This is a genomic window from Collimonas antrihumi, from assembly GCF_018304965.1.
Lineage (GTDB): Bacteria > Pseudomonadota > Gammaproteobacteria > Burkholderiales > Burkholderiaceae_D > Collimonas > Collimonas antrihumi.
Genome location: NZ_JAGQED010000001.1, coordinates 107,090 through 132,102, shown reverse-complemented (window position 1 = coordinate 132,102; position 25,013 = coordinate 107,090). Strand labels below are relative to the sequence as shown.

16 protein-coding genes are annotated in these 25,013 nt (G+C 56.8%); 6 read left to right on the top strand and 10 right to left on the bottom strand.

Going from position 1 to position 25,013, the window contains the following annotated elements; genetic code table 11:
• Window positions 1-7: 7 nt before the first annotated feature.
• Genes KHU29_RS00605 through KHU29_RS00595 form a run of 3 tightly spaced genes read right to left on the bottom strand, consistent with a single transcriptional unit; the run spans window position 8 to window position 10,885 of the window.
• Window positions 8-1,084 (bottom strand): OmpA family protein, encoded by a 1,077-nt coding sequence (locus tag KHU29_RS00605; protein WP_211450769.1) that lies wholly within the window; start codon window positions 1,082-1,084, stop codon window positions 8-10.
• Window positions 1,081-4,569: a hypothetical protein gene (locus KHU29_RS00600; RefSeq protein WP_211450768.1), complete on the bottom strand. Its 3,489-nt coding sequence runs from the start codon at window positions 4,567-4,569 to the stop codon at window positions 1,081-1,083. Before KHU29_RS00600 ends, KHU29_RS00605 begins: the two co-directional genes overlap by 4 nt.
• Window positions 4,559-10,885: a DUF7933 domain-containing protein gene (locus KHU29_RS00595; RefSeq protein ID WP_211450767.1), complete on the bottom strand. Its 6,327-nt coding sequence runs from the start codon at window positions 10,883-10,885 to the stop codon at window positions 4,559-4,561. The genes KHU29_RS00600 and KHU29_RS00595 overlap by 11 nt, the downstream gene beginning before the upstream one ends.
• 495 nt (window positions 10,886-11,380) lie before the next feature.
• On the opposite strand from KHU29_RS00595, the gene KHU29_RS00590 reads away from it, so the two are divergent.
• Window positions 11,381-12,793, top strand: a complete 1,413-nt coding sequence (locus tag KHU29_RS00590) for a cation:proton antiporter (RefSeq protein ID WP_246541313.1) — start codon at window positions 11,381-11,383, stop codon at window positions 12,791-12,793.
• Here KHU29_RS00590 and KHU29_RS22310 read toward each other — a convergent pair.
• From KHU29_RS22310 to KHU29_RS00575, 3 genes are all read right to left on the bottom strand, one after another.
• Window positions 12,760-13,122, bottom strand: a complete 363-nt coding sequence (locus KHU29_RS22310) for a hypothetical protein (RefSeq protein ID WP_211450766.1) — start codon at window positions 13,120-13,122, stop codon at window positions 12,760-12,762. The genes KHU29_RS00590 and KHU29_RS22310 overlap by 34 nt on opposite strands.
• Window positions 13,123-13,359: 237 nt before the next feature.
• On the bottom strand, window positions 13,360-13,698 hold the full coding sequence (locus KHU29_RS00580) for a P-II family nitrogen regulator (RefSeq protein WP_038487829.1): 339 nt from the start codon (window positions 13,696-13,698) through the stop codon (window positions 13,360-13,362).
• Window positions 13,699-13,882: 184 nt separating this feature from the next.
• On the bottom strand, window positions 13,883-15,934 hold the full coding sequence (locus tag KHU29_RS00575) for an NAD(+) synthase (protein WP_425514430.1): 2,052 nt from the start codon (window positions 15,932-15,934) through the stop codon (window positions 13,883-13,885).
• 218 nt (window positions 15,935-16,152) lie between these two features.
• On the opposite strand from KHU29_RS00575, the gene KHU29_RS00570 reads away from it, so the two are divergent.
• Complete coding sequence (locus KHU29_RS00570; RefSeq protein WP_211450764.1) at window positions 16,153-17,295, top strand: GNAT family N-acetyltransferase; 1,143 nt, start codon at window positions 16,153-16,155, stop codon at window positions 17,293-17,295.
• A gap of 126 nt (window positions 17,296-17,421) precedes the next feature.
• On the opposite strand, the gene KHU29_RS00565 is transcribed toward KHU29_RS00570, so the two are convergent.
• From KHU29_RS00565 to kdgD, 3 genes are all read right to left on the bottom strand, one after another.
• Window positions 17,422-18,759 carry an MFS transporter gene (locus tag KHU29_RS00565; RefSeq protein ID WP_211450763.1) on the bottom strand — a complete coding sequence of 446 codons (1,338 nt, stop codon included), beginning with the start codon at window positions 18,757-18,759 and terminating at the stop codon, window positions 17,422-17,424.
• 43 nt (window positions 18,760-18,802) lie between these two features.
• Window positions 18,803-20,158: a glucarate dehydratase gene (gene gudD / locus KHU29_RS00560; RefSeq protein ID WP_211450762.1), complete on the bottom strand. Its 1,356-nt coding sequence runs from the start codon at window positions 20,156-20,158 to the stop codon at window positions 18,803-18,805.
• A gap of 161 nt (window positions 20,159-20,319) precedes the next feature.
• A complete protein-coding gene (gene kdgD / locus KHU29_RS00555) occupies window positions 20,320-21,234 on the bottom strand; it encodes a 5-dehydro-4-deoxyglucarate dehydratase (RefSeq protein ID WP_211450761.1) in 915 nt (304 codons plus the stop codon).
• A gap of 408 nt (window positions 21,235-21,642) precedes the next feature.
• Here kdgD and KHU29_RS00550 point away from each other — a divergent pair, with 408 nt between their 5' ends.
• The 3 genes from KHU29_RS00550 to KHU29_RS00540 all read left to right on the top strand — a co-directional run bounded on the left by KHU29_RS00550 (window position 21,643) and on the right by KHU29_RS00540 (window position 23,307).
• Window positions 21,643-22,524 carry an EamA family transporter gene (locus KHU29_RS00550; RefSeq protein WP_211450760.1) on the top strand — a complete coding sequence of 294 codons (882 nt, stop codon included), beginning with the start codon at window positions 21,643-21,645 and terminating at the stop codon, window positions 22,522-22,524.
• Between the two features lie 106 nt (window positions 22,525-22,630).
• A complete protein-coding gene (locus KHU29_RS00545; protein WP_211450759.1) occupies window positions 22,631-22,876 on the top strand; it encodes a type II toxin-antitoxin system Phd/YefM family antitoxin in 246 nt (81 codons plus the stop codon).
• Window positions 22,876-23,307 (top strand): type II toxin-antitoxin system VapC family toxin, encoded by a 432-nt coding sequence (locus tag KHU29_RS00540; RefSeq protein WP_211450758.1) that lies wholly within the window; start codon window positions 22,876-22,878, stop codon window positions 23,305-23,307. The genes KHU29_RS00545 and KHU29_RS00540 overlap by 1 nt, the downstream gene beginning before the upstream one ends.
• Window positions 23,308-23,554: 247 nt before the next feature.
• Here KHU29_RS00540 and ppa read toward each other — a convergent pair whose 3' ends face one another.
• Entirely contained in the window at window positions 23,555-24,094 is a 540-nt protein-coding gene (gene ppa, locus KHU29_RS00535) for an inorganic diphosphatase (RefSeq protein ID WP_211450757.1), read from the bottom strand.
• A 263-nt stretch (window positions 24,095-24,357) separates the two neighbouring features.
• On the opposite strand from ppa, the gene KHU29_RS00530 reads away from it, so the two are divergent.
• Entirely contained in the window at window positions 24,358-25,011 is a 654-nt protein-coding gene (locus KHU29_RS00530) for a GbsR/MarR family transcriptional regulator (RefSeq protein WP_211450756.1), read from the top strand.
• Window positions 25,012-25,013 lie beyond the last annotated feature (2 nt).

Here is a 25,013-nt window from a genome sequence, read left to right as displayed (position 1 = left end):
CCCTGACTCATTTTACGCCCTTGATTGACACTTCTACCCGCCGGTTCGGCTGCAAGCATGCAATCAATGCTGCCTGCGGCTTGACGCCGGCACAGGCTTCGACCTGATCCTGCAAACCGCGTCCTTCAGCCGTAATCGGCGCTGTCACTCCATGCGTTTGCAGATACTGCTTGACCGTGTTGGCGCGTGCCTGGCTCAAGCGCTGGTTGTAGGCTGCGCTGCCAAGCCTGTCGGTGTAGCCGGTGACAGTCATCGATTGCACTGTGACCTGGCCGGCAGCCAGCTTCTGCGCCAGCGCATCCAGTTCTGCACGTCCCTTCGGCAGCAGATCCTTGACGCCCGATTTATCGAAGTGGAACAAGGCATCGGCGGACAAGGTGACTTTTTCCACCGTTACAACAGGTTTCACCGGCGCTGGCGGGATGCAGCCTGCGGCCGATTTTTCGGCGCCGCCGGTCAGGTCTTCGGCAATCTGGACGTAAGGTTTGGCATGACGCCAGCCAGCGTCATGGATTTCATTGCCGGCATGGACCAGCTCCACTTCGCCACACGCGGTCTGCTGCGCGGCACAGGAAAATCCTGGCGATCGCTTCAGTGCGTCATAACGCGCCCACAAGTCGGGACGCAGTTTCTCCGCATGGTTCACCAGCGGCGTCTCCCAGCCGGCATCCTTGCCGCTTTCGAGCGCGCCGATGATGCGCTGGCTTTCGCTCAAGGCAGCTTGCGGAAAACCGCCGCGGTCATTGCGGCTGTATTCATGAAAGGAAACGTCCAGCCAGCATTGCGCCTTGGATAACTGGTAATCCGCAACCCGCCGGCCGCCGTCATTGAGTGCCTTGATACGTTGCTGCGTCTCGCGGTATACGCCGTAGTCGCGATGAATCGTAGCGTCGCTGATGCGGTCTTGCTGCGCCGCCAGCTCGCCGGCTGCAGGCACTCCGGGCTGCGCGCACGCGCCCAGCGCCAACATGATCAAAGCAGCCCCGACAGAACGGCATGGAATTGGAATGCACGACAACTTCATGGTCTTTCCTTTCTGGTTCAGACTGCTATCCGCGCTACTCGCTTGCTTGATTGTCTTCATGATTTATCTCTGCTCAGGGCTGGATTGACTGAGGATTTACTGCCGCCGAAAAGATCCTCGTCAAATTTGAAGCGAATCCGTATATAAACGCCGCGATTGGTGTAATCGGAACCGGTCAGGTCGGTGGCGCTGAAACCGCGCCAGTTGAAGCCGGCAGACAGCCACAAATTGTCCTGCAGCTGGTAACCCGCTTCGAAGCCTTGCGCATACTGTTTGGCGCTGCCTTGCGGGCTATACAGCACCGAGCTCATTGCACTGATATCCCAGCGCTTGCTGATGTCGTAAGTCACCCGCCCGCTCAGCAGATAGGCTTGATAGGTGTTGTTGGTGCCACCGAAATAATCGCGCCGCCATTCCGCTGCCGCCCTGCCATCCAGCCACCAAGGCCGGCTTGGATGATAATCGGCATGCATCGAAATGATGTGCTTGTCGAAGCCCTGGCTGGCGCTCGGATCGCTGCTGCCGATGCCGCCAATACCGTCGTTGGTGCTCGGTGGCACGTACTGGTTCAAGCCGCTCTTGTCACGTTGCAGCCAGTATTCGTAACGCGTCAGCACGTTCAGGCGATTGGTGTCGGTATCGCGGAAAGCGATACCGGTCTGCAAGCGGTCTTCCCACAGGTTGCCGGTGTGGCCACGGTTGTCGGTGTAGAGGAAATAATTGCGGCCGAGGAAAGTCCAGTCGCGGCTGATCTTGCGTGCCGCTGTCAGTGTCGACAGATAAGTATCGTTACCGGCCAGGAAGGAGGTGGTCGGCGCCACTTGCGTATTGGCGGTATTGACCTTGGTGTAGGTCAGATCCTGCGTGCGCCGCCACTCCAGCCTGCCACCCAGCAGCCACAACTCGCTAGGCCGCCATTCGACGCCGCCGGTCAGTGCGTACGCGCTTTGGGTCTGGCCGCGCATGGCGTTCAGGTATTCGGCCGAGGTGGAGAGCTTGAGCGTATCGCTGATGTTCCAGGCATTGCGCAGACCGTTAGCCCATTGCAGCTGGTTGCCGTCGATTGCATCGCGCATGCGGTATTCTGAAAACACGCTCTGGTTTTTCATGTATTCGTTATCGATACCGAATACAAAAGCGTTGCTGTTATAGACACCGTCGGTGGCTTGCGGCGACGACAGCCCGGTCAGCCATTCGTATTTCGCATACAAGCGGCCCGCTTCGGAGAAATGATAGGCGGTGCCCAGCGCGGCACGATGATAGTTGTTGCCGGCGATGCCGTTTTCATATTCGCCGGTGAGATCGACCTTTTCCGTCATTTTGTAAGTGCCGCGCAAACGCAAGCCGGTGCTATCGTAACTGACACCGGCTAATCCGAAATTACCGCCGTTGAGGCCGTAACCGGTCTGCGGATTCAGCACGCTGTAACCGGAACCGAAAGTCGATTGCGGGCTGACCAGCAAACCACTGCCAAAACCGAGCGGCGTGTTGACGTAGCTGCCGGCATCCTCGCGTGTATGGGTCAGCGCGAGATCGACATCCAGCTTAGGCGTCACGGCATAGCTGACACCGGCGGCGCCGGCATCGCGCTGGGCGCCGGCCACCCGGTCCTTGCTATGCGTACCTTCGGCATAGGCACTCCAGCGCTCGTCGATTTTCTTGGTGACCTTGAGCGCGCCCTCTTCCCGTCCCTGCGCCAGCGAAGACGAAGGGTTGTTGAAGTAAGGATCGCTGCGACCGTAGTAGGCACGCGCTTGCAAGTCTTCCGTCTGATGCAAGGCTTCAACCCGCCAGGCGTTGCCGGTTACGTCTTGCAACAGACCGCCGGCAGCCGCGCCGGTCTGGCCGGTAGTCGGTTGCAGGCTGAATGGATTGCCCAGCAGGCTGGAACCGACGCCGCTGCCGAGCACGCTCTTGCTGCGTGCGTACTCAGCCACGATCGCGGTATTTTCGCCCAGCTTGACGGTGGCGTTACCGCTCATCAAGGTGTAAGGGGTATACGGATTCTTGTCCTTGACGTAGCTACCGCCAATTTCCAGCATCTTGCCCAGCTTGAACTGGCCGTCCAGGCCATAGACCCAGAAGGTCTCGCCGCCTGCATCTACTTCATAGGTAATCCGCACCGAATTGGGATTGCCGTTGGCGTCCACCGAGGGCACCGGCTGGTTCAACAGGATGCGGCCGGAAAACGGCTCGAACGTATAGTCGGAATAACGCTGCAGCGATTGCACGGTGAGGATCACTGCCGGCTGGTAGCGGTCGCGGGTAACGATTTCGACCTTTTCCGAGCCCACCACGGCGTTCGCCTTGGACACGGCAAACGGTCCCGAGGTGCCCTGCGCCGCGAACTCTTGCACCAGTTGCACCAGTGTATCTTTGGTGACAAAGGCGTTGACCAGGATGCCGTCTTTATCGTAATGGCCACGGGCGCCGTTGATGCTGCGGCTGTAGTTGCCCAGATCGCGCTTGCGCAGATTGGCCACGCTGCCGCCGCCGGTTTGCTGGCTGAAGCCGTCGCCGGTGTTGAAGTCGCCATACAACAGATACGATTTATCCTTGTCGATCCGCACATACAGCTTGGATACCGACTGCGCGTCGAAGCCCTTGATCGAGGCATCGCCATAGACCGGGTAATAGGCGTCAGGCCGGACGTCGCGGAACAATCTGGCAGAGGTATCCTTGTCGGAATCGTAGGCCATCGTCAGCAGTGCGTCGCCCTTGATTTTTCCTTTCAGGAAAAACGCTGAACGTACCGCGCCGTAGCGCTTGCCGTCGCCGCTGCTGCGCGCCCAGCTATTGATCTCTTGCTCGAAACCGTCGCCGCGCTGTGCGCCGGAGAGCTGGAATGGCGACTTGCCGTCAAAGTGAATAATCCCTTCCACCAGGCCAACCGCCAGCATCTCGCGCAGCTCCGGCACAAAACTGATGACACCCTGCGCCTGAGCGCGGCCGGCGGTAATCCGCACCGTCACATCTTGCGGCTGGTATGGCGCCAGCAACAGCACATCGGCCTTGCCGTCCACCACCTTGACCTGGGTCCCGGGGGTAATCCGGTCACGGTCCATGCGGCCCGGGCCGAACTCGTCGGTAGCGGCGCCGGGCAGCTGGATACGGCCACCGGATGCTTCCACCGTGATGGTGGTTTCGCCTTTGACTGGCTGGCCTTTGTAATCGAGCACGCTGATGCCGAGGTGCGCCGGCGTCTGTCCATCCGCCGGCAAACTGTTTTGATCGACTTCCACCCGGATCATGCCGACCTGGCGATTCTGGCCATAGCGAGCGCCTTCAATCTGATCCGGATATACCTGCGGGCCGGTGGTCAGATTACTGTTTCCGCCATTCAGCGCCGGCAGTGTCAAACCGTTTTGATAAAACCCGCTGTCCGTATTGAATTGCGCGGCAGGCGGGCCAAAATCATGGCGCGCTCCGCTTGCATCCTGCCCCCAGGCCGGCCAGATACTCATCAACGTCAGAGCCAGCGTGGTGTTGCGGCCTGCATGGCCGAATGTTTTGCGGCCCGCAGCCGTCGCCAGTTTATTGCGCATGGCTGGCTCCTTGGTTCATTTCCAAATCCTGCAGCGGTGTGTCTCGCTCACTGTTGGTGTCCGGCACCGGCGGCATGCTCGCGGCATCCTTGATGCGTGGCTTGACGATAACCTGGTTGGCGCTGTCGGTACCTTGCTGCGGATAATCCGGCGCCTTGCCTTCGAATTTGAATCCAGGGCCGCGCTTTTTCTCGATCTGAGGTGCGCTGATTTCGCCTTGGGCGCGGCGCGCCTTGACTTGCTCCAGCACCGGATTGGAGCAGGAACCTTCAATGAAATCGGCACGCTGCAACTCACCGTTTTTCAAGTCCAGGAACAGGCTGCCGGCATCCCCCACATTGCGGTTGCTGCTGACTACCAGCCGGCTACCGCGCGGCAGCGTAGTCTGGTCGACTTTCAGCACATGGGTCTTGGGCGGCAGGCCGCAAAAACTGTACTTGCCTTCCACATCGCTGATCAGGAACGTGCCGTCTTCCACATACAGACGCACGCCGGGAATCCCCAGTTCTTCCTTATCCTTGATCTGGTTGCCGTTACAGTCGACGAAAATCATGCCGGCGAAACAGGCATCATTGGTGAATACGCCGCCGGTGACCCGCACCTTGGCTCTGGCCTCATTGCCGCAATTGACATTGCTGTTGCGCGGACAAGTCGCGGTGACACGATTGATGCCATCGCCATTCATCGAGCCGACGCCCAACCGTATGCGATAAGTCAGCGTCACGCTGCTGTGCGGGTTGATGATATCGAGCACCGTAGTCAGCACCGGGCCGGGCGCGCCGTCCTGCCGCACCAGCGTCGCACCGCTTACATGCGTGCTGTTGTTAATCAACCGGAAACCTGGTGGCAGCCGGTCGATGATATTCGGCTGCACCACCGCTGCTGTGCCGGTATTGGTTACGGTGACGGTGTAAGTCACCATGTCACCCTGTTCCGCTTCTCGCACGCTGGCGGCTTTGGTCAGCACCAGCAAAGTCGCATTGGCGATCTGCGTGGCGTCGCTGCTGCAACGAATCGGATCGTTACATGCGGCGCCAGGCATCAATAGCGATGCCGGATCGCCGCCCCCTGCTACCGTTACGTAATTTGTCAGCGTCCCGCTGGCAGTCGGCGCCACATCGACGCCATAAGTCAGTGTCACACTAGCGCCGGCTACGATTGGTGTTGCGGGCGTAAAATCGAAGGTCACGTTCTGGCCATTGGTCGCCACATTGCTGATGCTGCCGGCGGTGCTGCTGAGCGAGCCGGCGATCAGTGTCATGCCGATTGGCAGCAGATCATTGATATGAATCGCACTGCTGGTTGGCCCACCCTTGGTGTTGCTGACAGCAAGGGTGTAGCTGGCGCTTGAACCTGCCGTGAAGCTGCCGGTATGTGCCTTGGCTATCGACAGCGTAGGTACGGAGATAACCGTGGTCTGATCGTTGCTGCAATGATTTGCATCAGCGCAGGCTGCACCCGGCGGGATTGCTGCCGTAGGATCGCCGCCACCGCTTACGCTGGCGTAGTTGGTCAAGGTTCCGCTTACTGTTGCAGCGATATTTACGCTGTATGTCACGGCGATGCTGGCGCCAGCGGCAAGTGGCGTGGCTGGCGTGAGATCGAACGTCACATTCTGCCCGCTGCTGACGACATTGCTGATACTGCCAGCGCTGCTTGTGACAGAACCGCTCACCAGACTCATGCCTGCAGGCAGCAGATCGGCGACATGGATCGCACCGCTGGTCGGATTCTGGCCGTTGTTACCGATAGTGACTGTATAGCTGCCGCTAGAGCCCGCGGTAAAGTTGCCGCTGTGCGTTTTTTGCAGTTTGAGATCTGGCGCGACAGTGATCGCCGCGGCATCGTTGCTGCAATGATTGGCGTCACTGCATGAGGCGCCAGGCGTCGCTGGCGGGGTCGGATCGCCGCCGCCGGTGACGCTGACGTAATTTATCAGGTTCCCCTTCGCTGTCGCAGCGATGTTTGCCAGGTAACTCACGGTAATGCTGGCGCCGGGCGCCAGCGGCGTTGTTGGCGTCAGGCTGAAGCTCATGTTCTGCCCACTGATCGCAACATTGCTGACACCGCCGCTGCTACTGGTGACTGCGCCGGCAGTCACCGTCACGCCGGCGGGCAACAGATCGCTAACCTTGATAGCACCTGCAGTAGGTGCGCCACCGATATTGCTGATCGCAAGGTTATAAGTGGTGCTGGAGCCGTTAGTCAGGTTGCCTGTGTGGGTCTTGACTATTTTGAGTTGCGGCAATGGCGTAATTGCAGTTGAATCGTTGGCGCAATGATTAGTGTCGCTGCATGATGCGCCGGGCGTGAGCGGCGGGGTCGGATCGCCGCCGCCAGATACGGCAGCGTAATTGATCAAGGTTCCAGTAGCGGCAGCTGCCACATTCACCGCATAAGTCACGGTGACACTGCCGGCGGCAGGTATCGGTGCAGTCGGCGTCAGGTTGAAAGTGACGGTCTGGCCGTTGATGGCGACATTACTGACACTGCCGCTGCCGCTGGCGACGGAACCGCCAACCAGGCTAATCCCGGTCGGCAGCAGATCGCTGATATTGAGTGCGCCGGTAGTAGAAGTGCCACCTGTATTGGTGACAGTCAGCGTGTAGTTGCCAGTGGACCCGGCCGCAAAACTGCCGCTATGTACTTTGCTCAACTTGAGGAAGGGAACAGGATTAATTACAGTCGGATCGCTGCTGCAATGCGTGCTGTCGTTACAAGCCGCACCCGGGGTGACCGGTGCGGCAGGATCGCCACCACCCGTCACACCGGCGTAATTTGTCAACGTCCCGGTTGCGGTAGCCGCGACATTCACGTTGTAGGTCACGGTCACGCTGCCGGCCGCGGCTATCGGCGTGGTCGGCGTCAAATCGAAAGCCAGCGTCTGGCCATTGACGACGATATTACTGATGGCGCCGCTGCTGCTGGCAATGGAACCTGCCACCAGGCTCATGCCTGCCGGCAGCAGATCGCTCAGATGGATTGCGCCGGTTGTTGGCGTACCGCCGGTATTGCTGACGGTGAGCGTGTAGCTGGCGATTGCGCCGGCGGTAAAATTACCGCTATGGGATTTGACTACTTGCAGGCTAGGCTTGGCGATCGGGTTGACCACCGGATGGCAGAACGCAGGGTTCGCCAATTCTGCCGGCGTCGGTTTAAGCGGATCAGCCGGTATCTGGCAGTTCGGCACAGGCGGCGTAAAAGTACACGACGCGCCGTCATAAGGTCCGCAGCTGGACTGGGTTGGCGTCGTTGCGACGTTGATGATCGAAGCCGTCGCAGGTGTGTTGACTCTGACATTCAATGTCAATGTGATGAACTCGGAACGCTTCAACACCTGCGGCGAAGCCGTCAGATCCCAGGTGACCTTGCCGGCACTGAGAACACCCGGCACCGCCCCGCCGGCCGAGACGAATGTGGTTCCGGCAGGGATGACGTCCGACACTTGCCTGACGTCGGTTGCCAGCGTCAGTGGCAGGTAGCCGGGATTGGACAGTTTCAGGTTATAAGTCAGCAATTCCCCGGGAACAATCGCTACGCCTTGTATCGAAGTGGAGCTACCGGTTTGGGTGACATCCTTGAAGAGTGACGAGATCGGCGTAGTACCCAGCACTGTCAATGTCGCACTCGCGGGCGATGCATTGGTTACGCCTTGCGCTGTCTGCACCGCATTGGCAGGAATCGTGTTGATCAGGTTGCCCTTCGCATTGCCGATAACATCCACGGTAACAACGCAACTCGTCCCCGCCGGCACCGTGGCGTTGGTGATCGAGATGGTTTGGCCTCCTGCCGGCGCTGTTACGGTGGGCGCACCGCAACTGCTTCTTGTCACATTCGGGACGAACGCAAATACCAAACCGGCCGGCAAAGTATCCGACATGTTCAGGCCGGTCAAACCAGGTCCGCCGGTGGAATTAGGATTGATGATTTGCAAGGTCAAGGTGGTGAGCTCGCCAACTCCGGTCCCCTGGATATTGCTGTCTATCTTGCCATTGCCGTTTTCCTGGAAAACCACAATCGGATTGAATCCTTTGGAGACTTGCGGGGCCTGCACGGTGGCGACAAACGTGACATTTGCGTCGGCTGGCTGGATATTGGTAGCGCTTGGATCGGGTGTGCCGGAAACATCCGTGGCAGTCACGGCATTGGCCAGAATGCTGTTGGTAGCCGTTGCGCCTGGCACCGCAAGCCCACTGGACGTATCCGCAACCACATTGAAAGTGATGGTACATGCCGGGGGCGCTGCAGAACTATTGAAGCCATTCAGCTGCGAGACCAGGAATGTCAGTGTTTTCCCGGCAGTCTGATAGGTTGGGATCACAACGCCGTTATTAGTACAGCTGACTGCAGCACCAAGCGGCGTCGCGAACATCAGCCCGGCGGGCAAGGTATCCACCGCTTTCAGCTTGAAGCGTGTGGTTGAGGCCGGGTTCTGAATGGTAATGGTGGCTTTGGTTGTGCCGTTTAGCGGCAATGTGGCTGGATTAAACGATTTCGCCGGAAACAGCGGCGGGCTGCCGACAATCAACGCATTCGCGATGGCGCTCGGGCTGCCTGCGGAACATGGACCGGCGCCGATACACGCATTCACCGTGTTGCTCTGCGGCGTGCCTTGGGTTGGCGGCAAAAGCGCCGTATCTGCCTTTAAGCGCAACCTGACCACGCAATTGGCCGATGCTTGTGGCACGACGCCATTGGTCAGCGTCATGGTCTTTGATCCCGGTGTGGCGACGAGGGTGCCGCCGCAGCTATTGCTGACGGTCGAAAAGACACTCAGATTAGGCGCTGTAGCGGCCCAGTTGTCCGCAAAAGTCAGGGGTTGCAGGTCAATATTCACGCCCCCTGCAGGAATGACTTTGGTGAGCGTCACGCTCATGTCGATCAAGCCGCCCGTCACTGTACCGGGTGCATGCCCCACCGGTAACGCTCCTGCCGGATTCAGCGCTGCTTCGGTGATGAGTTGCGTAAAATTTTTCCCTACCGACAGCGTTGGATTTTGTCCCGCCGATGTCGGGTTCAACGTAACAGTTGCGCTGGCGGGCAAGGGATTGCTTATGCCTTGCGTCGTTTGCATCGTATTGGCGGGAATCGTGTTGACCGGTGCTCCCGCGGCTGTGCCGACGACCTTGGCGGTAACGGTACAGCTTTGACCGGCGGGCAACGAGCCACCGGCCAGCCTGACAATATTGCCTGGCTGCGAAGTGACTGCGCCGCCGGTACAGGTTGTCGATAATGCAGTCGGGTTTGTGTAGAGCGCGAGACCAGCCGGCAATGTGTCGCTAACGCCAAGACCGGTCCATGCAGTTCCCGTGTCGTTATAGATGGTCCACGTCATGGAAAAGGCTTGGCCGACGTATGCACTGGCGACAGAAAAGGATTTTGTCAAACGGTCCGCCGGGCGCGCAGTCACTGCCAGCGTGCCAGTGGTGGCGCCGGCATTGGCGAGCGGCGGCGTGACCTGGCCGTTGAGAGAAGTCAGATCGCCGGCCTTGATGGTGTTTGACAGATTGACGGTGCCGGTTGCAGCGCCGATATCGCCCACTACCGGCATAGTGACGGTGCAGGTACCACCGGCCGGAATAGTACCGCCGGTCAATGAAAACTGCCCCGCTCCGGGTGCTGCGTTTAATGTGCCGCCACAAGTCGTTGTGGCGGCTGCCGTATTGGCAATCGTCATCCCGGCAGGGAAAGTATCGTTCAGGTTGGTGTTGGTCAGAGGCAGGATGTTGGTATTGTTGAGCGTAATCGTCATCGTCGACGTTTGGCCTGACAAGATGCTGTTAGGCGAAAAGGCTTTGGAACTTACCTGCGGTAAACCAGTATCGCGCCGGATCACGGTAAGTGAGGCGCTGGCCGCTTGCGGCACCGTCTGGCCATCGGCCAGAGCCGCGCCGGCAGGAATGGTATTGGTATAAATGCCGGCTGTGGTTGCCACCACGTCCACCTGGAAAGTACAGATATCGCCGAATTGCGCCTGACCGCCCGCCACGGTAACCAACGTTGCGCCTGGCGTTGCCGAAAGCGTCGCGCCGCAGGCATTCCGGATATTCGGATTTGCGGCAACGGTAACGCCGGCAGGCAGGTTGTCAGTCAGATTGAAATTGGTGAGAGTTTGACCCGGCGTCTGGTTGGCAATCACTATACTCAAGTGACTGACATTGAACGGTGCACGGTCTTGTATCTGCACCGGATTGAATGATTTGTTGACGCCGGTGACTTGCGAGAGTGCCGCACCGCTCCATAAGAAACTGCAAACTGCCAACAGGATTCCAGTGAAAAGCGATTTGCGCTTTTCAACGCGTTGCAAAAAAACCATGATGCCCTCTCAACTTTGTAAGCAGATTTCAAAACAAATCATCGGAACTCTCAGCGCCTCCCACGTGAGCAGCATCCTGATAATTGTTTTTTCTACATGCCTTTTTTGCCACAAATGGCAATGCAGTTATCGATATCGATATCGATAAGCCGCCGCATAACTTGCGCCTTACACTTGCGGCATATTTTCTTTTCAGAAATTTTCTTTTTTGCAATTTTATTAAAATTGTTTTTTTATTGCAATACATTTGTCCCCACTCCTCAAAAAAAGAATCACAATTACAACATTGTGACTTTTGAGGGCTGCCGATCACCGGATTTCATGGCAGGATTAAGGGCTGCCAGCGCCGGCCTCTACGGTTCAATGGCGTTAAATGGGGCCGCCTTGCGTCCTTAGCCCTCCCCACCTGCTTTTGTGTGGTGCCGTACAGATGAGGCAGTGTCGACTCTTCATACTGATAGCACTTCGTATCCACATATCTGGCGGCAACCGCCGATGCTGCCTCCGCATCGGGTTGTAAGCGTTTCATCCTCATTTCATGCGAGGAGTATTGCCATCGACCAATCAATCACCTGGTATCTGATCGTCGGCGCCCTGCTGCTGTCGATGAGTTTGATGGCCTCGCTACTGGATCGCCTGCCGATCAGCCCGGCGATGTTCTATCTGCCTGTCGGCTATATCCTGGGGCCTGCGGTTAGCGGCTTGATCAATATCTCACTGGTCCAGCATGCCGAACTACTGACGACGCTGGCCAAGATGGCATTGCTGCTTTCGTTGTTCACGGTTGGCCTGAAGTTGCGCCTGCCGTTTCGCGATAGTATCTGGCGCCTGCCGCTACGGCTGGGCGTGCTGGCGATGCTCGTCACGATTCCGCTGGTGGCGCTGGCCGGCATGTTCATGTTCAACTTGCCGTTGGGCGCAGCAATCCTGCTGGGCGGCATCCTGGCGCCGACCGATCCGGTATTGGCATCCGACGTACAGATAAAAGATGTCGGCGACCGCGATCGGATCCGCTACAGCCTGACTGGCGAAGGTGGCTTGAATGACGGCACCGCCTTTCCATTCGTCATGCTCGGCTTGTCCTTGCTCAGCGTGCCGTCAGCCAACGCCTATATCAATACCTATGCGATGCTGCATGTGGCCTGGGGCATAGCGGCCGGGCTGGTCGGCGGCTGGTTCATCGGCTGGCTGGTCGGACGCCTGGTAGTCGGTTTGCGACTGCGCTTTCACCTGGCGCTGGGCATGGAAGAATTCCTCAGCATCGGCTTGATCGCGCTGACCTATGGCGCGACTGAGGCGATCCATGGCATTGGTTTCCTGGCAGTGTTCGCGGCCGGCCTGGCGATACGCCGCATCGAGTCGACCAATAGCGGCCAGCAGGAGTTGCACCCGGCCCGGCACAGAGGCGTGGTGGATATCGCCCCCACAAGCGACAAGGAAGAAGTTGCGACCCATCCGGCGAAAGCGTCGGCATACATGACCGAAACCGTACTCGGCTTTAATCAGCAGCTGGAGCAGTTTGCCGAATTTCTGATGGTAATTCTGACCGGCATCCTGTTATCGCATATCGGCTTTTCCCCGGCCGGCGCGTTGCTCGCGCTATTGCTGTTTTTTGTGATTCGGCCACTCTCGGTTGCGCTCGCATTGATCGGCGCCAAAGTCTCGCCTCTGCAGCGGCGCCTGATGGCATGGTTCGGCATCAAGGGCATCGGTTCGCTGTATTACCTGGTGTTTGCGTTGCAATATCAGTGGCTGGCGCCCGCCGGCTACCGCTCGTCAGCGTTGGCGCCGCATATCAGCGCTATGGTGCTGACAGTGGTGGCGATGTCGATCGTGATGCATGGCATTTCCTCGACTCCGCTGATGGATATGTATCAACGTCGCCGGCGGCGCCAGAAAAACCCATGATCACCGGCCATCACCGCCTTGGCGGAGGACTGGATCGCATTGCTGCTGGCCGAAAATTTTTCGATTCCCGCCCACGGCAAACGCCGCTCGCGATCGCGTTCGCTGGCGCCGGTACGGAACTCGGCTGCTAGCGTAAGCGCTACATCCAATGCTCCCTGGTCGCTGCCGATGCGATGCGCCGGAACGACCCGGGGTAACAGGTCGACCGGGCTTGCCTCAATTGCTGCTGTCGCGATAGACGCTCTTCTGTGGCGCGCCAGACTGCAACTCGTGATTGCAATCCATTGCGAAGGAAGAAACGATAGCGTGCGGAGGCAAGCTGCGTCCAATAAGAAAAACGTCCGAGAGAATGCGGAAAATGCTTTACGGCGTTTTGTAAGCAACGTTTACAAGCAACGTTTACAAGCAACGATGCGGATAGGTCGGAGATACCGGAAAACCGGTCAGGTGAACCTGGCGCCGCGGTCAGTCATCCATTACATCGAAGGACCGCGGCCAAGATAGAGAAGGGCGGAAGGAAAAGCAGTAACTAATTAACTAACGATCAGTGCGCTACAAAAACTGCATCAGACTGCATCAGGACCGGTTTCGCCGGTGCGGATACGAATCACTTGTTCGATATTACGCACGAAAATCTTGCCGTCGCCGATCTTGCCGGTGCGCGCCGCTTTGATGATGGCGTCAACTGCACGTTCGGTCAGGGCATCGTCGATCACCAGTTCGACTTTCACTTTTGGCAGGAAATCGACCACGTATTCGGCGCCGCGATACAGCTCGGTATGGCCTTTCTGACGGCCGAAGCCTTTTACTTCAGTCACCGTCAGGCCGGTGACGCCAACTTCGGCAAGGGCTTCACGCACCTCATCCAGCTTGAAGGGTTTGATAACGGCGGTAATTTGCTTCATGACAACTCCTTTAGGCATTAAACATAAATCTTTGCAGCGCGGTGCCTAAAATAACGGCACAGCATGGTTAAAGCTCAACCTGTAAGAGTATAGGAAAAACTCGGTTTGTCTATAACCGTAAAACAATATCTGCGACAAAATATACAACAACCCGCTTTCTCCCCATTTTTGGGCAGAAAAATGATCAGTCGGGAATATTCGCCAGGTCGTTCAGCCACACGGTCGCGTCAGAATCGCTAGGCGCGCGCCAATCGCCGCGCGGGGATAACGATCCGCCGCTACCGACTTTAGGCGCATTTGGCACGCAAGAACGCTTGAACTGGCTGGTCCTGAAAAACCGGTCGAGGAAGATCGCCAGGTTGCGCTTGATCGCTGCCAGATCGTACTGGTTCCGCGCTATCTCCGCGTCGTAAGGCCATCTGCCTTTGGTCTTGTCGTGCCAGGCCGAAAACGCCAGGAAAGCAACTTTCGACGGCGCAAAGCCATAGCGCAGGATGTAGTACAGGTTAAAGTCCTGCAACTCATACGGGCCGATGACGCTTTCCGTAATCTGCTCAGGTTTGCCGCTGGCCTTGCCTGGCACCAGTTCCGGACTGATCTCGGTACTCAGCACGTTCAGCAGCACATCGGAGCCCTGGCCGCCGATGGCGCCGGTCTCGGCCACCCAGCGCACCAGATGGCTGATCAAGGTTTTCGGCACGCTGGCGTTGACGTTGTAATGCGACATGTGATCGCCGACACCGTAAGTACACCAGCCCAGAGCCAGCTCGCTCAGGTCGCCGGTGCCGATGACAATCGCGTGATTGAAATTTGCCAGCCGGAACAGATGATTGGTGCGTTCGCCGGCCTGGACGTTTTCAAAAGTGATGTCGAACTGCTCCTGACCTGCTGCGTAAGGATGGCCAAGATCTTTCAACATTTGCAGGCAACTCGGGCGGATATCGATTTCCCCTGCCGTGCAGCCAACCAGCTGCATCAGCTGCCTGGCCTGCAGCAGGGTGCGGTCGCTGGTGGCAAAACCGGGCATGGTGTAAGCCAGGATATTCGAGCGCGGCAGGTTCAGGCGATCCATCGCTTTGGCGCAGACCAGCAACGCATGGGTTGAATCCAGGCCGCCCGAAACACCGATCACCACTTTGGATATCTTGCTGGCCGACAGCCGCTGCACCAGCGCTTGCACCTGGATGTTGTACACCTCGGTGCAACGTTCGTCGCGGCGCTTGGTATCGGCCGGCACATAGGGGAAACGCTCGACCAAACGCGTCAGCGGCAACACCTTGTCCAAAGGTAGCGCCAACTCGAAACGCAACACCTCGAATTTGGCCACTTCCCCGGCATGGCGCCGGACCGACTGCCCGAAAGTAGTCTGGCGCATCCGTTCGCGCGACAACCGTTCGAGATCTACATCGGCAAAAATGACATGTGAATGGTCCAGGAACCGCTCGGATTCTGCCAGCAGTTCGCCGTTTTCGTAAATCAGGCCTTGGCCGTCCCAGGCCAGGTCGGTTGACGACTCGCCCTTGCCGGCCGAGGTATACAAATACGCCGACAAGCAGCGCGCGGATTGCTGCGCCACCAGTTGATGGCGATAGCCGGCCTTCCCCACCACTACATTCGAGGCAGAAAGATTGACCAGGACACTGGCGCCGGCCAGCGCCGCAAACGACGACGGCGGAATCGGCACCCACACATCTTCGCAAATCTCGACATGGAATCTCAGGAGCGGCAGGTTGCTCACCTCGAACAGCAAGCCGGTACCGAATGGAATACTGGCGCCAAACAACTGGATTTGGCGGGTCGCGGTATTTTCAGCGGGGCTGAATTGGCGCATCTCATAAAACTCGCCATAATTTGGCAGATAACTCTTGGGCACGATGCCCTGGATCCGGCCGCCGGCAATCACCACGGCACAATTGAACAGTTGATGCTCGACGCGTAAAGGCAAGCCGACAATCATGGCCGGCGACAGTGTGGCCGAAGCCGCCACTATTGTGGCCAAAGCGGCTTCGCAGGCATCCAGCAAAGCACGTTGGTGGAACAGGTCGTCGCAGGTGTAGGCGGACAAACCCAGCTCCGGAAACGCCACCAGCACGGCGCCCTGCTGCTCTGCCTGTTTGGCGAGCGCGATAGTTTCGACGGCGTTAAAAGCCGGGTCGGCTATCCGGCAATTCGGGATGGCGACGGCGACGCGCGCAAAATCATGGGAGTAAAGGTTCAGAAACTTATTGGTTGTCATCATTCTTCCTGCGCTCTGCTTGATATACCAAAGATTGATACAGCAACGATTGATACAGCAATTATCGCATGCTAACGCCTTACCCCAGAGAGCGGGCGGCAGAGCGGTGGCGACGATGCTAAACTCCATCCTTTCACCACCCACATTCACGGCTCGCCAAGTCCTTGATTAATAAGACAACAACCCAGACAACAACCCAGACCACAACCAAGCCTGCCATGCGCATCGTCTCATCCCTGAGCGAGGTAGGCCAGGCCGCATGGGACGAACTGCTCGGTTTGCAAGCCGATGCCAATCCTTTCCTCTCATTTGCCTTTCTGCACGCTTTGCACGAAAGCGGCAGCGCCTCGGAAAAATCAGGCTGGCAACCGCAATACCTGACTCTGTGGGATGAAGTTGGCGGCCAGCCACGGCTGATTGCCGCCCTGCCCTTGTATGTAAAATTTCACTCGTACGGTGAATACGTGTTCGACTGGGCCTGGGCCGATGCTTATGAGCGCAACGGCCTGGAATATTATCCGAAACTGCTGTCGGCGATTCCATTCACTCCGGTAACCGGCGGCCGCCTGCTGGCGCGCGACGACCAGGCACGGGCGGCGCTGATCGATGTATTAAAGTCGTTGCGTAAAGATACGCAGACTTCCTCCACCCACATCCTGTATCCACCCGCCGCGCAAGCCGAGGCCCTGCAAAAAGCAGGTTTCCTGCTGCGCAGCGGCGTCCAGTTCCATTGGTTGAACCCCGGTTATCGTGATTTCACTGAATTTCTCGATACGCTGGAACGCAAGAAGCGCAAGAATATCGTCGCCGAGCGGCGCAAGGTAGCTGATGCCGAGGTGCGCCTGCGCCGAGTGCGCGGGCAAGATGCGACCGAAGCGGACTGGATATTTTTCAACCGCTGTTACGCGCAAACCTATGCAGAGCATCGCTCCACACCCTACCTGAACCTGGATTTTTTCCTCAGGATCGGCGCCAGCATGCCGCACAACATCCTGCTGATCGTGGCCGAACGCAATGGCCGGCCGATTGCATCGTCGTTGTTGATCTATACCGATCAAACGTTATACGGCCGCTATTGGGGTGCGCTGGAATTCGTCCCGTGCCTGCACTTTGAAACCGCCTACTACCAGCCCCTGGAATTCTGCATCGAACAGAAAATCGCCTGCTTTGAAGGTGGTGCCCAAGGCGAACACAAGATGGCGCGCGGCTTTTTACCGCAAAAAACCTGGTCGGCGCATTGGCTGGCGCATCCGGCTTTCGCCGATGCGGTAGCCAATTTCCTGGAGCGCGAAGCTGACGGCATCGATAGTTATATGGATGAATTGAATGATCGCAATCCGTTTCGATCGGCGCCGCCGTAGGGTGGGCATGTATGCCCACGCGTGACCGCGATAACCGGAGTACAAACCCGCGTGGCGCGGAAACAGGCATGTACGTGAAGTGAGTTCAGCGTGGGCACAAAAGCGTGCCCACCCTACTTTTTTCCGTTACCTGCCGCCAATTCGCGAAGAACCTTTTTTAGTCCAGAAGACCAATCCTGCCGCAACTACCGACGCTATGGCCAGGCCATACAGCCCACCCTGAATCGACCCGGTTTTTTGCTCCAGGTAGCCGAATGTTGCCGGTGCAACGAAGCCGCCTAAATTCCCGATTGAATTAATCAGTGCAATCACGCCAGCCGCGATCCGGGCATCCAGATAGCCTTGAGGAATAGGCCAGAAAAGTGACGAAGCTGCCTTGAATCCGATAGCGGCGAAACAAATCGCCACAAACGCAAAGACAGGGCCGCTGGTGGTAGACATGAACATCCCGCAAGCTGCCACAACGAGCGCTATGGCCACCCACATCTGCTGATGCTTGAAGCGCATCGCCAAGGCGGCGAAAATGTACATTGCCACGATAGAGATCAGCCAAGGTATGGAGTTGAACAAGCCGATCTGGAATTCGCTGAAATGCCCCATTTTCTTGATGATGCTTGGCAGCCAGAACGTCGCACCGTAGATCGTCAGCTGGATCGCAAAATAGATGAAACAGAAAAGCGCGATGCGGCCATCTTTCAGCAATGCAAATGAACTCACATGTTTTGGCCGGTTGGCTTCGCGCTCTTTTTGTTCGGCGTCGATAATTTCCGCCAACGCATTTCGCTCGGCGTCGGTCAGCCATTTCGCGTCACGCGGGTGGGAATCGAGCCTGAACCAGACTACAAGGCACAAGACAATCGATGCCAGGCCTTCGATAATGAACATCCATTGCCACCCGTGAAATCCGCCGCCTTCGATCTGCAGCAGTGCACCGGACAGAGGACCGGAAATCACGGAAGCTAAAGCCGAGCCGCTCAGGAAAATCGCCATTGCTTTCCCGCGTTCGCCGTTCGGCAGCCACTGGGTGAAGTAATACACTACGCCAGGAAAGAAACCAGCTTCTGCGACTCCCAACAACAGGCGCATTACATAGAACGATGTTTCGCCGGTAATGAACGCCATGCCCGTAGCCACGACTCCCCACGTGAACATGATGCGCGTCAGCCAGGCTTTGGCCCCGAAACGCTGCTGCAGGATATTCGACGGTACCTCAAATATCGCATAGGCCACAAAAAACAGGCCGGCTCCAAGTCCGAATGCCGCGGCGCCTATGCCGAGATCGGTTTGCAAATGGGAGCGGACGAAGCCGATATTGACGCGATCTATGTAGTTTGCGATGAACATGACGACGAATAAAGGCAATATCCGCCATTTCACCTTACTGATCGCAACGTCCAATACGCTTCGGGCATTGCTGTTAGTTGCGGCGCCACCTTCAGCGCCGGTTGTTAGAAGTGTACTCATGCTGCTGTCTCCTTGAATTCGATTTGCCGGACCTGTTATTTTTTTAGCGGACCATGCACGGCATTTTGTTATTGAATTTCCAGCCTGGAATGAGATATTGCATCGCTATCGCATCGTCTCGCGCACCTAGTCCCATGTTTCGATAAAGTTGATGCGCTGCTTCGATCTCGACCATATCGATCTCGATCCCCAGGCCGGGCTTTTTAGGAACCTGAACCAGTCCGCCTTCTATCTTCAAAGGCTCTTTTGTCAGCCGCTGTCCGTCCTGCCAGATCCAGTGGGTGTCAATCGCGGTAATTTTTCCCGGTGCAGCTGCAGCGACATGGGTGAACATCGCCAGGGAAATGTCGAAGTGGTTATTCGAGTGAGAGCCCCATGTAAGGTCCCATTCGTTGCACATTTGCGCTACGCGTACAGAACCTTGCATGGTCCAGAAATGCGGATCAGCCAAAGGTATATCAACTGACTGCAGCTGAATCGCATGACGCATCTCGCGCCAGTCGGTGGCGATCATGTTTGTCGCCGTCAGCAGGCCGGTGGCCCGACGGAATTCCGCCATTACTTCGCGACCCGAATAGCCGTTTTCCGCTCCACACGGATCTTCTGCATAGGCCAGCACGTCGTGCTTGTCACGGCACAGGCGGATTGCATCTTTAAGCAACCAGCCGCCATTCGGATCCAGCGTAATGCGGGCTTCGGCGAACTCCTCCGACAGAGCGGTCGCGGCTTCCATTTCATCCTCACCGCGCAATACGCCGCCTTTCAGCTTGAAGTCGTTGAAACCGTATCGATCATGGGCGGCGCGCGCCAGCTCGACAATAGCCTCGGTATTCATTGCGGGCTCATGACGCAGGCGTAGCCAGTCATCAGGTTCGTCGCTGGCAGAGGCATACGGCAAGTCCGTGTTTTTGCGGTCACCGATATAGAACAGGTAGCCGAGCATTTCCACCGCGTCGCGCTGCTGCCCTTCGCCCAGCAGTGCTGCTACAGGTACCTTCAAGAATTTGCCCAGCAGGTCAAGTAACGCAGCTTCCAGTGCCGTGACCGCGTGTACCGCGATACGCAAGTCGAAAGTTTGCAAGCCGCGGCCGCCGGCATCTCTGCCCTGGAAAGCCTGGCGTGCCTGGTTAAGGATATTGTTGTAATCGCCGATAGACTGGCCGACAACCAGTTGTCTTGCATCTTCCAGTGCCTGCCTGATTTTCTCGCCGCCCGGTACTTCGCCAACGCCTGTCTCGCCAGAACTGTCGGTCAGGATGACGATGTTGCGCGTGAAGTAAGGGCCGTGAGCGCCGCTCAGGTTGAGCAGCATGCTGTCTCGGCCTGCGACCGGTATTACCTGCAAGGAAACGATACGCGGCGTTTCATTGACAGGTAGAGGATTGTTTATGTTCGACATGGTTGTCTCCACTTTCAAACGTTAGTGTTAAGCCTGGCGCTGAACTTGCGCGCCTGTCCGCTCTGTAGTCATTAAGCCGGTATGCGGCAAATCCTGATATATGCGGATGCGCGCCACGGCGCGGAACCGGGCGCGCAAATAATTCGAGTTATCGAAGAAACCTACTGCGGACCAAGGGATTTGATCAGCGCATCAAGCCGTTCGCATTCTTGTGGTGTCATATCCGTCAACGGCGTCCGCACCGGGCCAGCAGTGTGGCCGACCAAGGTTGCGCCGGCTTTCACGATACTGACGGCATAACCGTGCTTCCGGTTTCTGATTGCAAGGTAGGGCAAGAAGAAATCGTCGATCAGGCGGTTAGTCGTCGCGAAATCATCAGTGCGCAACGCTTCGTAAAAATCAATTGCCGTTTTCGGGATGAAATTGAACACTGCCGAGGAATATACCGGCACGCCTAATGCCTTATAGGCGGCGGCATACACTTCTGCGGTAGGCAAGCCGCCCAGGTAAGTGAAACGATCGCCGAGCTTGCGCCGGATCGTGACCATCAATTCGATTTCGCCGATGCCATCCTTAAAACCGATCAGGTTCGGACAACGGTCAGCCAGTTGCAGCAGCGAATCGGCATCCAGGCGGCAGACGTTGCGGTTGTACACAACCACCCCGAATTTAACGGATTTGCAGACTGCCTCGATGTGCGCTACCAAGCCGTCCTGGCTGGCTTCCGTAAGATAGTGCGGCATCAACAGTACGCCATGCGCCCCCAGCTTTTCCGCTTCTTGCGCATAGGCAATTGCGGTACGGGTCGGGCCGCCGGCGCCAGCCAGGATAGGCACTTTGCCGCGGCAAGTTTCAACCGCGACCTTTACAACCTTCGTGTAATCCTCCGGAGTCAGGGAGAAAAATTCACCTGTTCCACCGGCAACAAATAACGCGGTCGCACCATACGGCGCAAGCCATTCCAGACGATCTGCATACGGCTTGGCGACAAAATCGCCGCCTGCATCGAAGTCCGTAATCGGGAAAGAAAGCAAGCCGGACGAGAGGATTTGTTTCAGGTCTTGTGGTGTGAACATGATGGTTGCTGATGAAAGATTGATAAAAGCGGATTTTTCCTACGGCATTTAACTTTATTTGATGTCGGTCATCGTACAACTAAAAATATCGCTTCGCAAGATTTGTTTGAAAATATTCTTCAAAAAAATAAAGCCGGGCTGACTTCGTTGGTATCGCTAGCGCCAAATGAGCGACATGGATGCGTAACTTGTGGCTCCACCTGACTGCGTCGGGAGTCATTACACCATATTGTCTGTTGTCCTATAAGTTGCTTATTTGACTTTATATCGATAGCGGTGGTACTGGCACTTGCTGTATCAGTCTGATCCAAATACCATTGTCGGCCGGACATCCGGACCATCCTGATGTGCAAATGCCCATTTCGGTCAGCTTCATCTTAGCGGCCCGCCTCCACACAAAGAACCGCCATGCAACCCATCCATATCTTGCTAGCCTTGTTGACCGTTACGATCTGGGGTTTGAATTTTGTCGTGATCAAGATCGGCCTGGCAGGTTTGCCGCCACTGCTGTTTTCAGCGCTGCGCTTTGTGTTCGCCGCGCTGCCGCTGGTGTTTTTCATCAAGCGGCCGGCGATTCCCTGGCGCTACCTGATCGGTTTCGGCCTGTTCCAGTTCGCGCTGCAGTTTTCCCTGCTTTTCTCGGGCATGCAACTGGGCATCGGCGCAGGCCTGGCTTCGCTGGTGATCCAGCTCCAGGCGTTTTTCACTATCGGCCTGGCGGTGCTGCTGCTTGGCGAACGCCCGCTGATGACGCAATTACTTGGAGCGCTGGTGGCGCTGGCCGGGATTGTGCTGGTCGCAGCCCACCTGGAAGCGAAAGCCACCGTGATCGGTTTCCTGCTGGTCATCGGCGCCGGACTCAGCTGGGCCAGCGCCAATATCGTCACCAAGAGAATCGGCAAAGTCAATCCGCTGGCGCTGATGGCATGGGGTTCGCTGATTGCATCGCCGCCTTTGCTGCTGGCTTCAGCCATGTTCGAAGGCCCCGCCGCCTGGCACAGCGCCTTTACGCACTTTGGCTGGGTCTCGGTGGCCGCGGTGTTTTATCAATCCTATCCCAACACCATCATCGGCTACGGCATCTGGACCATCCTGATGCGCAAATACCCGGCCGCCACGGTGGCGCCTTTCTCGCTACTGGTGCCGCTGGTGGGCATGCTGAGCGCCGCCATCGTGCTGGATGAATCGCTGCAATGGTGGAAAATCGTTGCGGGGTTGCTGGTGCTGGGTGGGCTTGCTTTGAATTTGTTTGGCGGGCGGTTGTTGTTGGCGCTGAAGGCCAGAGCATGAGGCAACGCAAATTTGCACCAGAACCCTTTGTTGGACATTGACGTTCGCTTGACACATAGCGACTGGTCTATATACTGGTCTACTACTATTTGGCCGGAGCGAAATCATGAAGATCGAAATTGGGTCTTACGAAGCAAAAACAAAATTGCCGGAACTCTTGCGTGGAGTGCAATTGGGCAACCGTTACACGATCACGCTCAGAGGCGAAGCTATCGCCGACTTGATTCCAGCGGATACATCGCAAAAAACCGACATTGCAGCTGGGGTGGCCCACATGCAGCAGTTGATGGCATCGTACCCGCCATTGCTCGGAATTGACACCAAGGCGCTGATCGACGAAGGGCGCGACTAATGCGATTTGTTCTTGATAATTCTGTCACGATGCGCTGGTTGTTCGGCGATGGTTCGCCAAGTGACAAGGCGTACGCCAAACAGGTACTGGCCTCGATCTCTGAGGCCCGCGTATCTGTGCCGGGTGTTTGGAGCCTGGAAGTCGCCAACGTGATTACCAGAGCGGAAAAGAAATTCGGACTGACGGAAGCGCGGAGCGCGGAATTTGTGCATGCGCTACAGCAGATGCATATTCAGGTTGACCCGGAAACAAACACTCATGCTTTGGGAGATACCTTGCAATTGGCGCGGCGCTATAATTTATCGGCGTACGACGCTGCGTATCTGGAGCTCGCTCTGAGGGAAGGATTAGCGCTCGCCACGCTGGACGAAGGCTTGATAAAAGCTGTCAAGAAAGCCGGTGCCAAGCGATTTATTTCGAAATCTCAATAGCAGTGCATATCCGCAAAAAAAGCGCACCGAAGTGCTAATGCCGTTCAGTTAAGACGCCAGAGATATCTCCCTCATGCGTCGTTCCCGCGAACGCAGGAATCCATTTTCATTGTTTCACTCGGTAATTTGGATCCCCGCGTTCGCGGGGATGACGGAGCCGCCGTGGCGGCTGGCCACGTCATATCACTTAACTGAACAACATTGGCACCGAAGTGCGCTTTTTCACAAACCCGTGCAACCGTACCAATTACGCCGCAACGGATTTCTTGTAAGCCTCAACGCCTGCCAGGATTTCCTTGCGCGCTTCATCCGGACCGAACCAGCCGTCGATCTTGACCCATTTGCCCTTTTCCAGATCCTTGTAGTGCTCGAAGAAATGCTGGATCTGCTTCAGGCGCAGTTCATTCATGTCTTCCGGCTTTTGCCAGTGGGTGTAGATGCTCAGCACCTTGTCGACCGGTACCGCCAGCAACTTGGCGTCCTGGCCGGCTTCGTCCGACATCTTCAACACGCCGACCGGGCGGCAACGCACAACCACGCCTGGGAACAGCGGGAACGGGGTGATCACCAACACGTCGACCGGATCGCCGTCTTCCGACAAAGTTTGCGGGATATAACCGTAGTTGCAAGGGTAATGCATTGCAGTACCCATGAAGCGGTCAACAAAAATCGCGCCGGACTCCTTGTCGACTTCGTACTTGATCGGATCGGCATTCATCGGGATTTCGATGATGACGTTGAAATCGTTTGGCAAATCGCGCCCGGCCGATACTTGATTCAGACTCATGGTGTGCTCTCGTCAATAATTAAAAAATTTGCTGCGAAATCCTCTTAGCCCGAAATTATAACGGCTCAACGCCCTATCGTGCGATGCAACATCGACTTAGTTGCAGTTAAATCGCCCTTTTGCCACTACTTCAGTGCCACCTCCTTCCTGCTTCGTTACAGCGCGATCATCAATCCACCCGAATGAATAACCATAAAGCAACAATCTTGCATATATTCCTGTTTTAACTTATATTTCAGTAATTACTGAAAATTCAAAACATCATGCCAACTGCTCAAGTCCCCAATGCCCCAGGTGCAAGCGCCCCGCTTACCCCCCTCACACCGCTAACCCAGCGCTTCATCTCGCACTTCGGCGAAATGGGCAGCCGCTGGGGTATCAACCGCACGGTCGGCCAGATTTATGCCTTGCTGTATGTGCTTGGCCAGCCCTTGAACGCCGACCAGATTGCGGAGTACCTGACTTTTTCGCGCTCGAACGTCAGCATGGGCTTGAAAGAATTGCAATCCTGGCGCTTGGTCAAGCTATTGCACCAGCCAGGCGACCGCCGTGAATACTTCGAACCGCCCAAGGATATCTGGGATATTTTCAAGACTTTGCTTGAAGAGCGCCGCCGGCGCGAGATTGAGCCGACTTTGTCGATGCTGCGCGACGCCTTGCTGGAGAATCCCGCCAACGAGATCGATAAACAAGCGCAACAACGGATGCGCGAGATGTACAATCTGATCGAATTATCCAGTTCCTGGTTCGACGATGTGCAACGCTTGTCTCCGGAAACCTTGGCCTCTCTGATGAAAATGGGATCCAAGGTCAAGAAATTGCTGGACGTGCGCGACAAATTCCGCAGCACATCGAGCAGCAGCAAAACTCATGGCGATCACCCTGACGTGCAACTGACGGTCCAGCTAAAGGATTAGAC

Excerpts from the sequence above, each read along its gene's own strand:
- KHU29_RS00550 (WP_211450760.1), top strand. The coding sequence starts at position 21,643 with ATGCAACCCATCCATATCTTGCTAGCCTTGTTGACCGTTACGATCTGG.
- gudD (WP_211450762.1), bottom strand. The coding sequence starts at position 20,158 with ATGTCGAACATAAACAATCCTCTACCTGTCAATGAAACGCCGCGTATC.
- KHU29_RS00530 (WP_211450756.1), top strand. The coding sequence starts at position 24,358 with ATGCCAACTGCTCAAGTCCCCAATGCCCCAGGTGCAAGCGCCCCGCTT.
- kdgD (WP_211450761.1), bottom strand. The coding sequence starts at position 21,234 with ATGTTCACACCACAAGACCTGAAACAAATCCTCTCGTCCGGCTTGCTT.
- KHU29_RS00605 (WP_211450769.1), bottom strand. The coding sequence starts at position 1,084 with ATGAAGACAATCAAGCAAGCGAGTAGCGCGGATAGCAGTCTGAACCAG.
- ppa (WP_211450757.1), bottom strand. The coding sequence starts at position 24,094 with ATGAGTCTGAATCAAGTATCGGCCGGGCGCGATTTGCCAAACGATTTC.
- KHU29_RS00545 (WP_211450759.1), top strand. The coding sequence starts at position 22,631 with ATGAAGATCGAAATTGGGTCTTACGAAGCAAAAACAAAATTGCCGGAA.
- KHU29_RS00565 (WP_211450763.1), bottom strand. The coding sequence starts at position 18,759 with ATGAGTACACTTCTAACAACCGGCGCTGAAGGTGGCGCCGCAACTAAC.
- KHU29_RS00595 (WP_211450767.1), bottom strand. The coding sequence starts at position 10,885 with ATGGTTTTTTTGCAACGCGTTGAAAAGCGCAAATCGCTTTTCACTGGA.
- KHU29_RS00570 (WP_211450764.1), top strand. The coding sequence starts at position 16,153 with ATGCGCATCGTCTCATCCCTGAGCGAGGTAGGCCAGGCCGCATGGGAC.
- KHU29_RS00540 (WP_211450758.1), top strand. The coding sequence starts at position 22,876 with ATGCGATTTGTTCTTGATAATTCTGTCACGATGCGCTGGTTGTTCGGC.
- KHU29_RS00580 (WP_038487829.1), bottom strand. The coding sequence starts at position 13,698 with ATGAAGCAAATTACCGCCGTTATCAAACCCTTCAAGCTGGATGAGGTG.
- KHU29_RS00600 (WP_211450768.1), bottom strand. The coding sequence starts at position 4,569 with ATGCGCAATAAACTGGCGACGGCTGCGGGCCGCAAAACATTCGGCCAT.
- KHU29_RS00575 (WP_425514430.1), bottom strand. The coding sequence starts at position 15,934 with ATGACAACCAATAAGTTTCTGAACCTTTACTCCCATGATTTTGCGCGC.
- KHU29_RS00590 (WP_246541313.1), top strand. The coding sequence starts at position 11,381 with ATGCTGCCTCCGCATCGGGTTGTAAGCGTTTCATCCTCATTTCATGCG.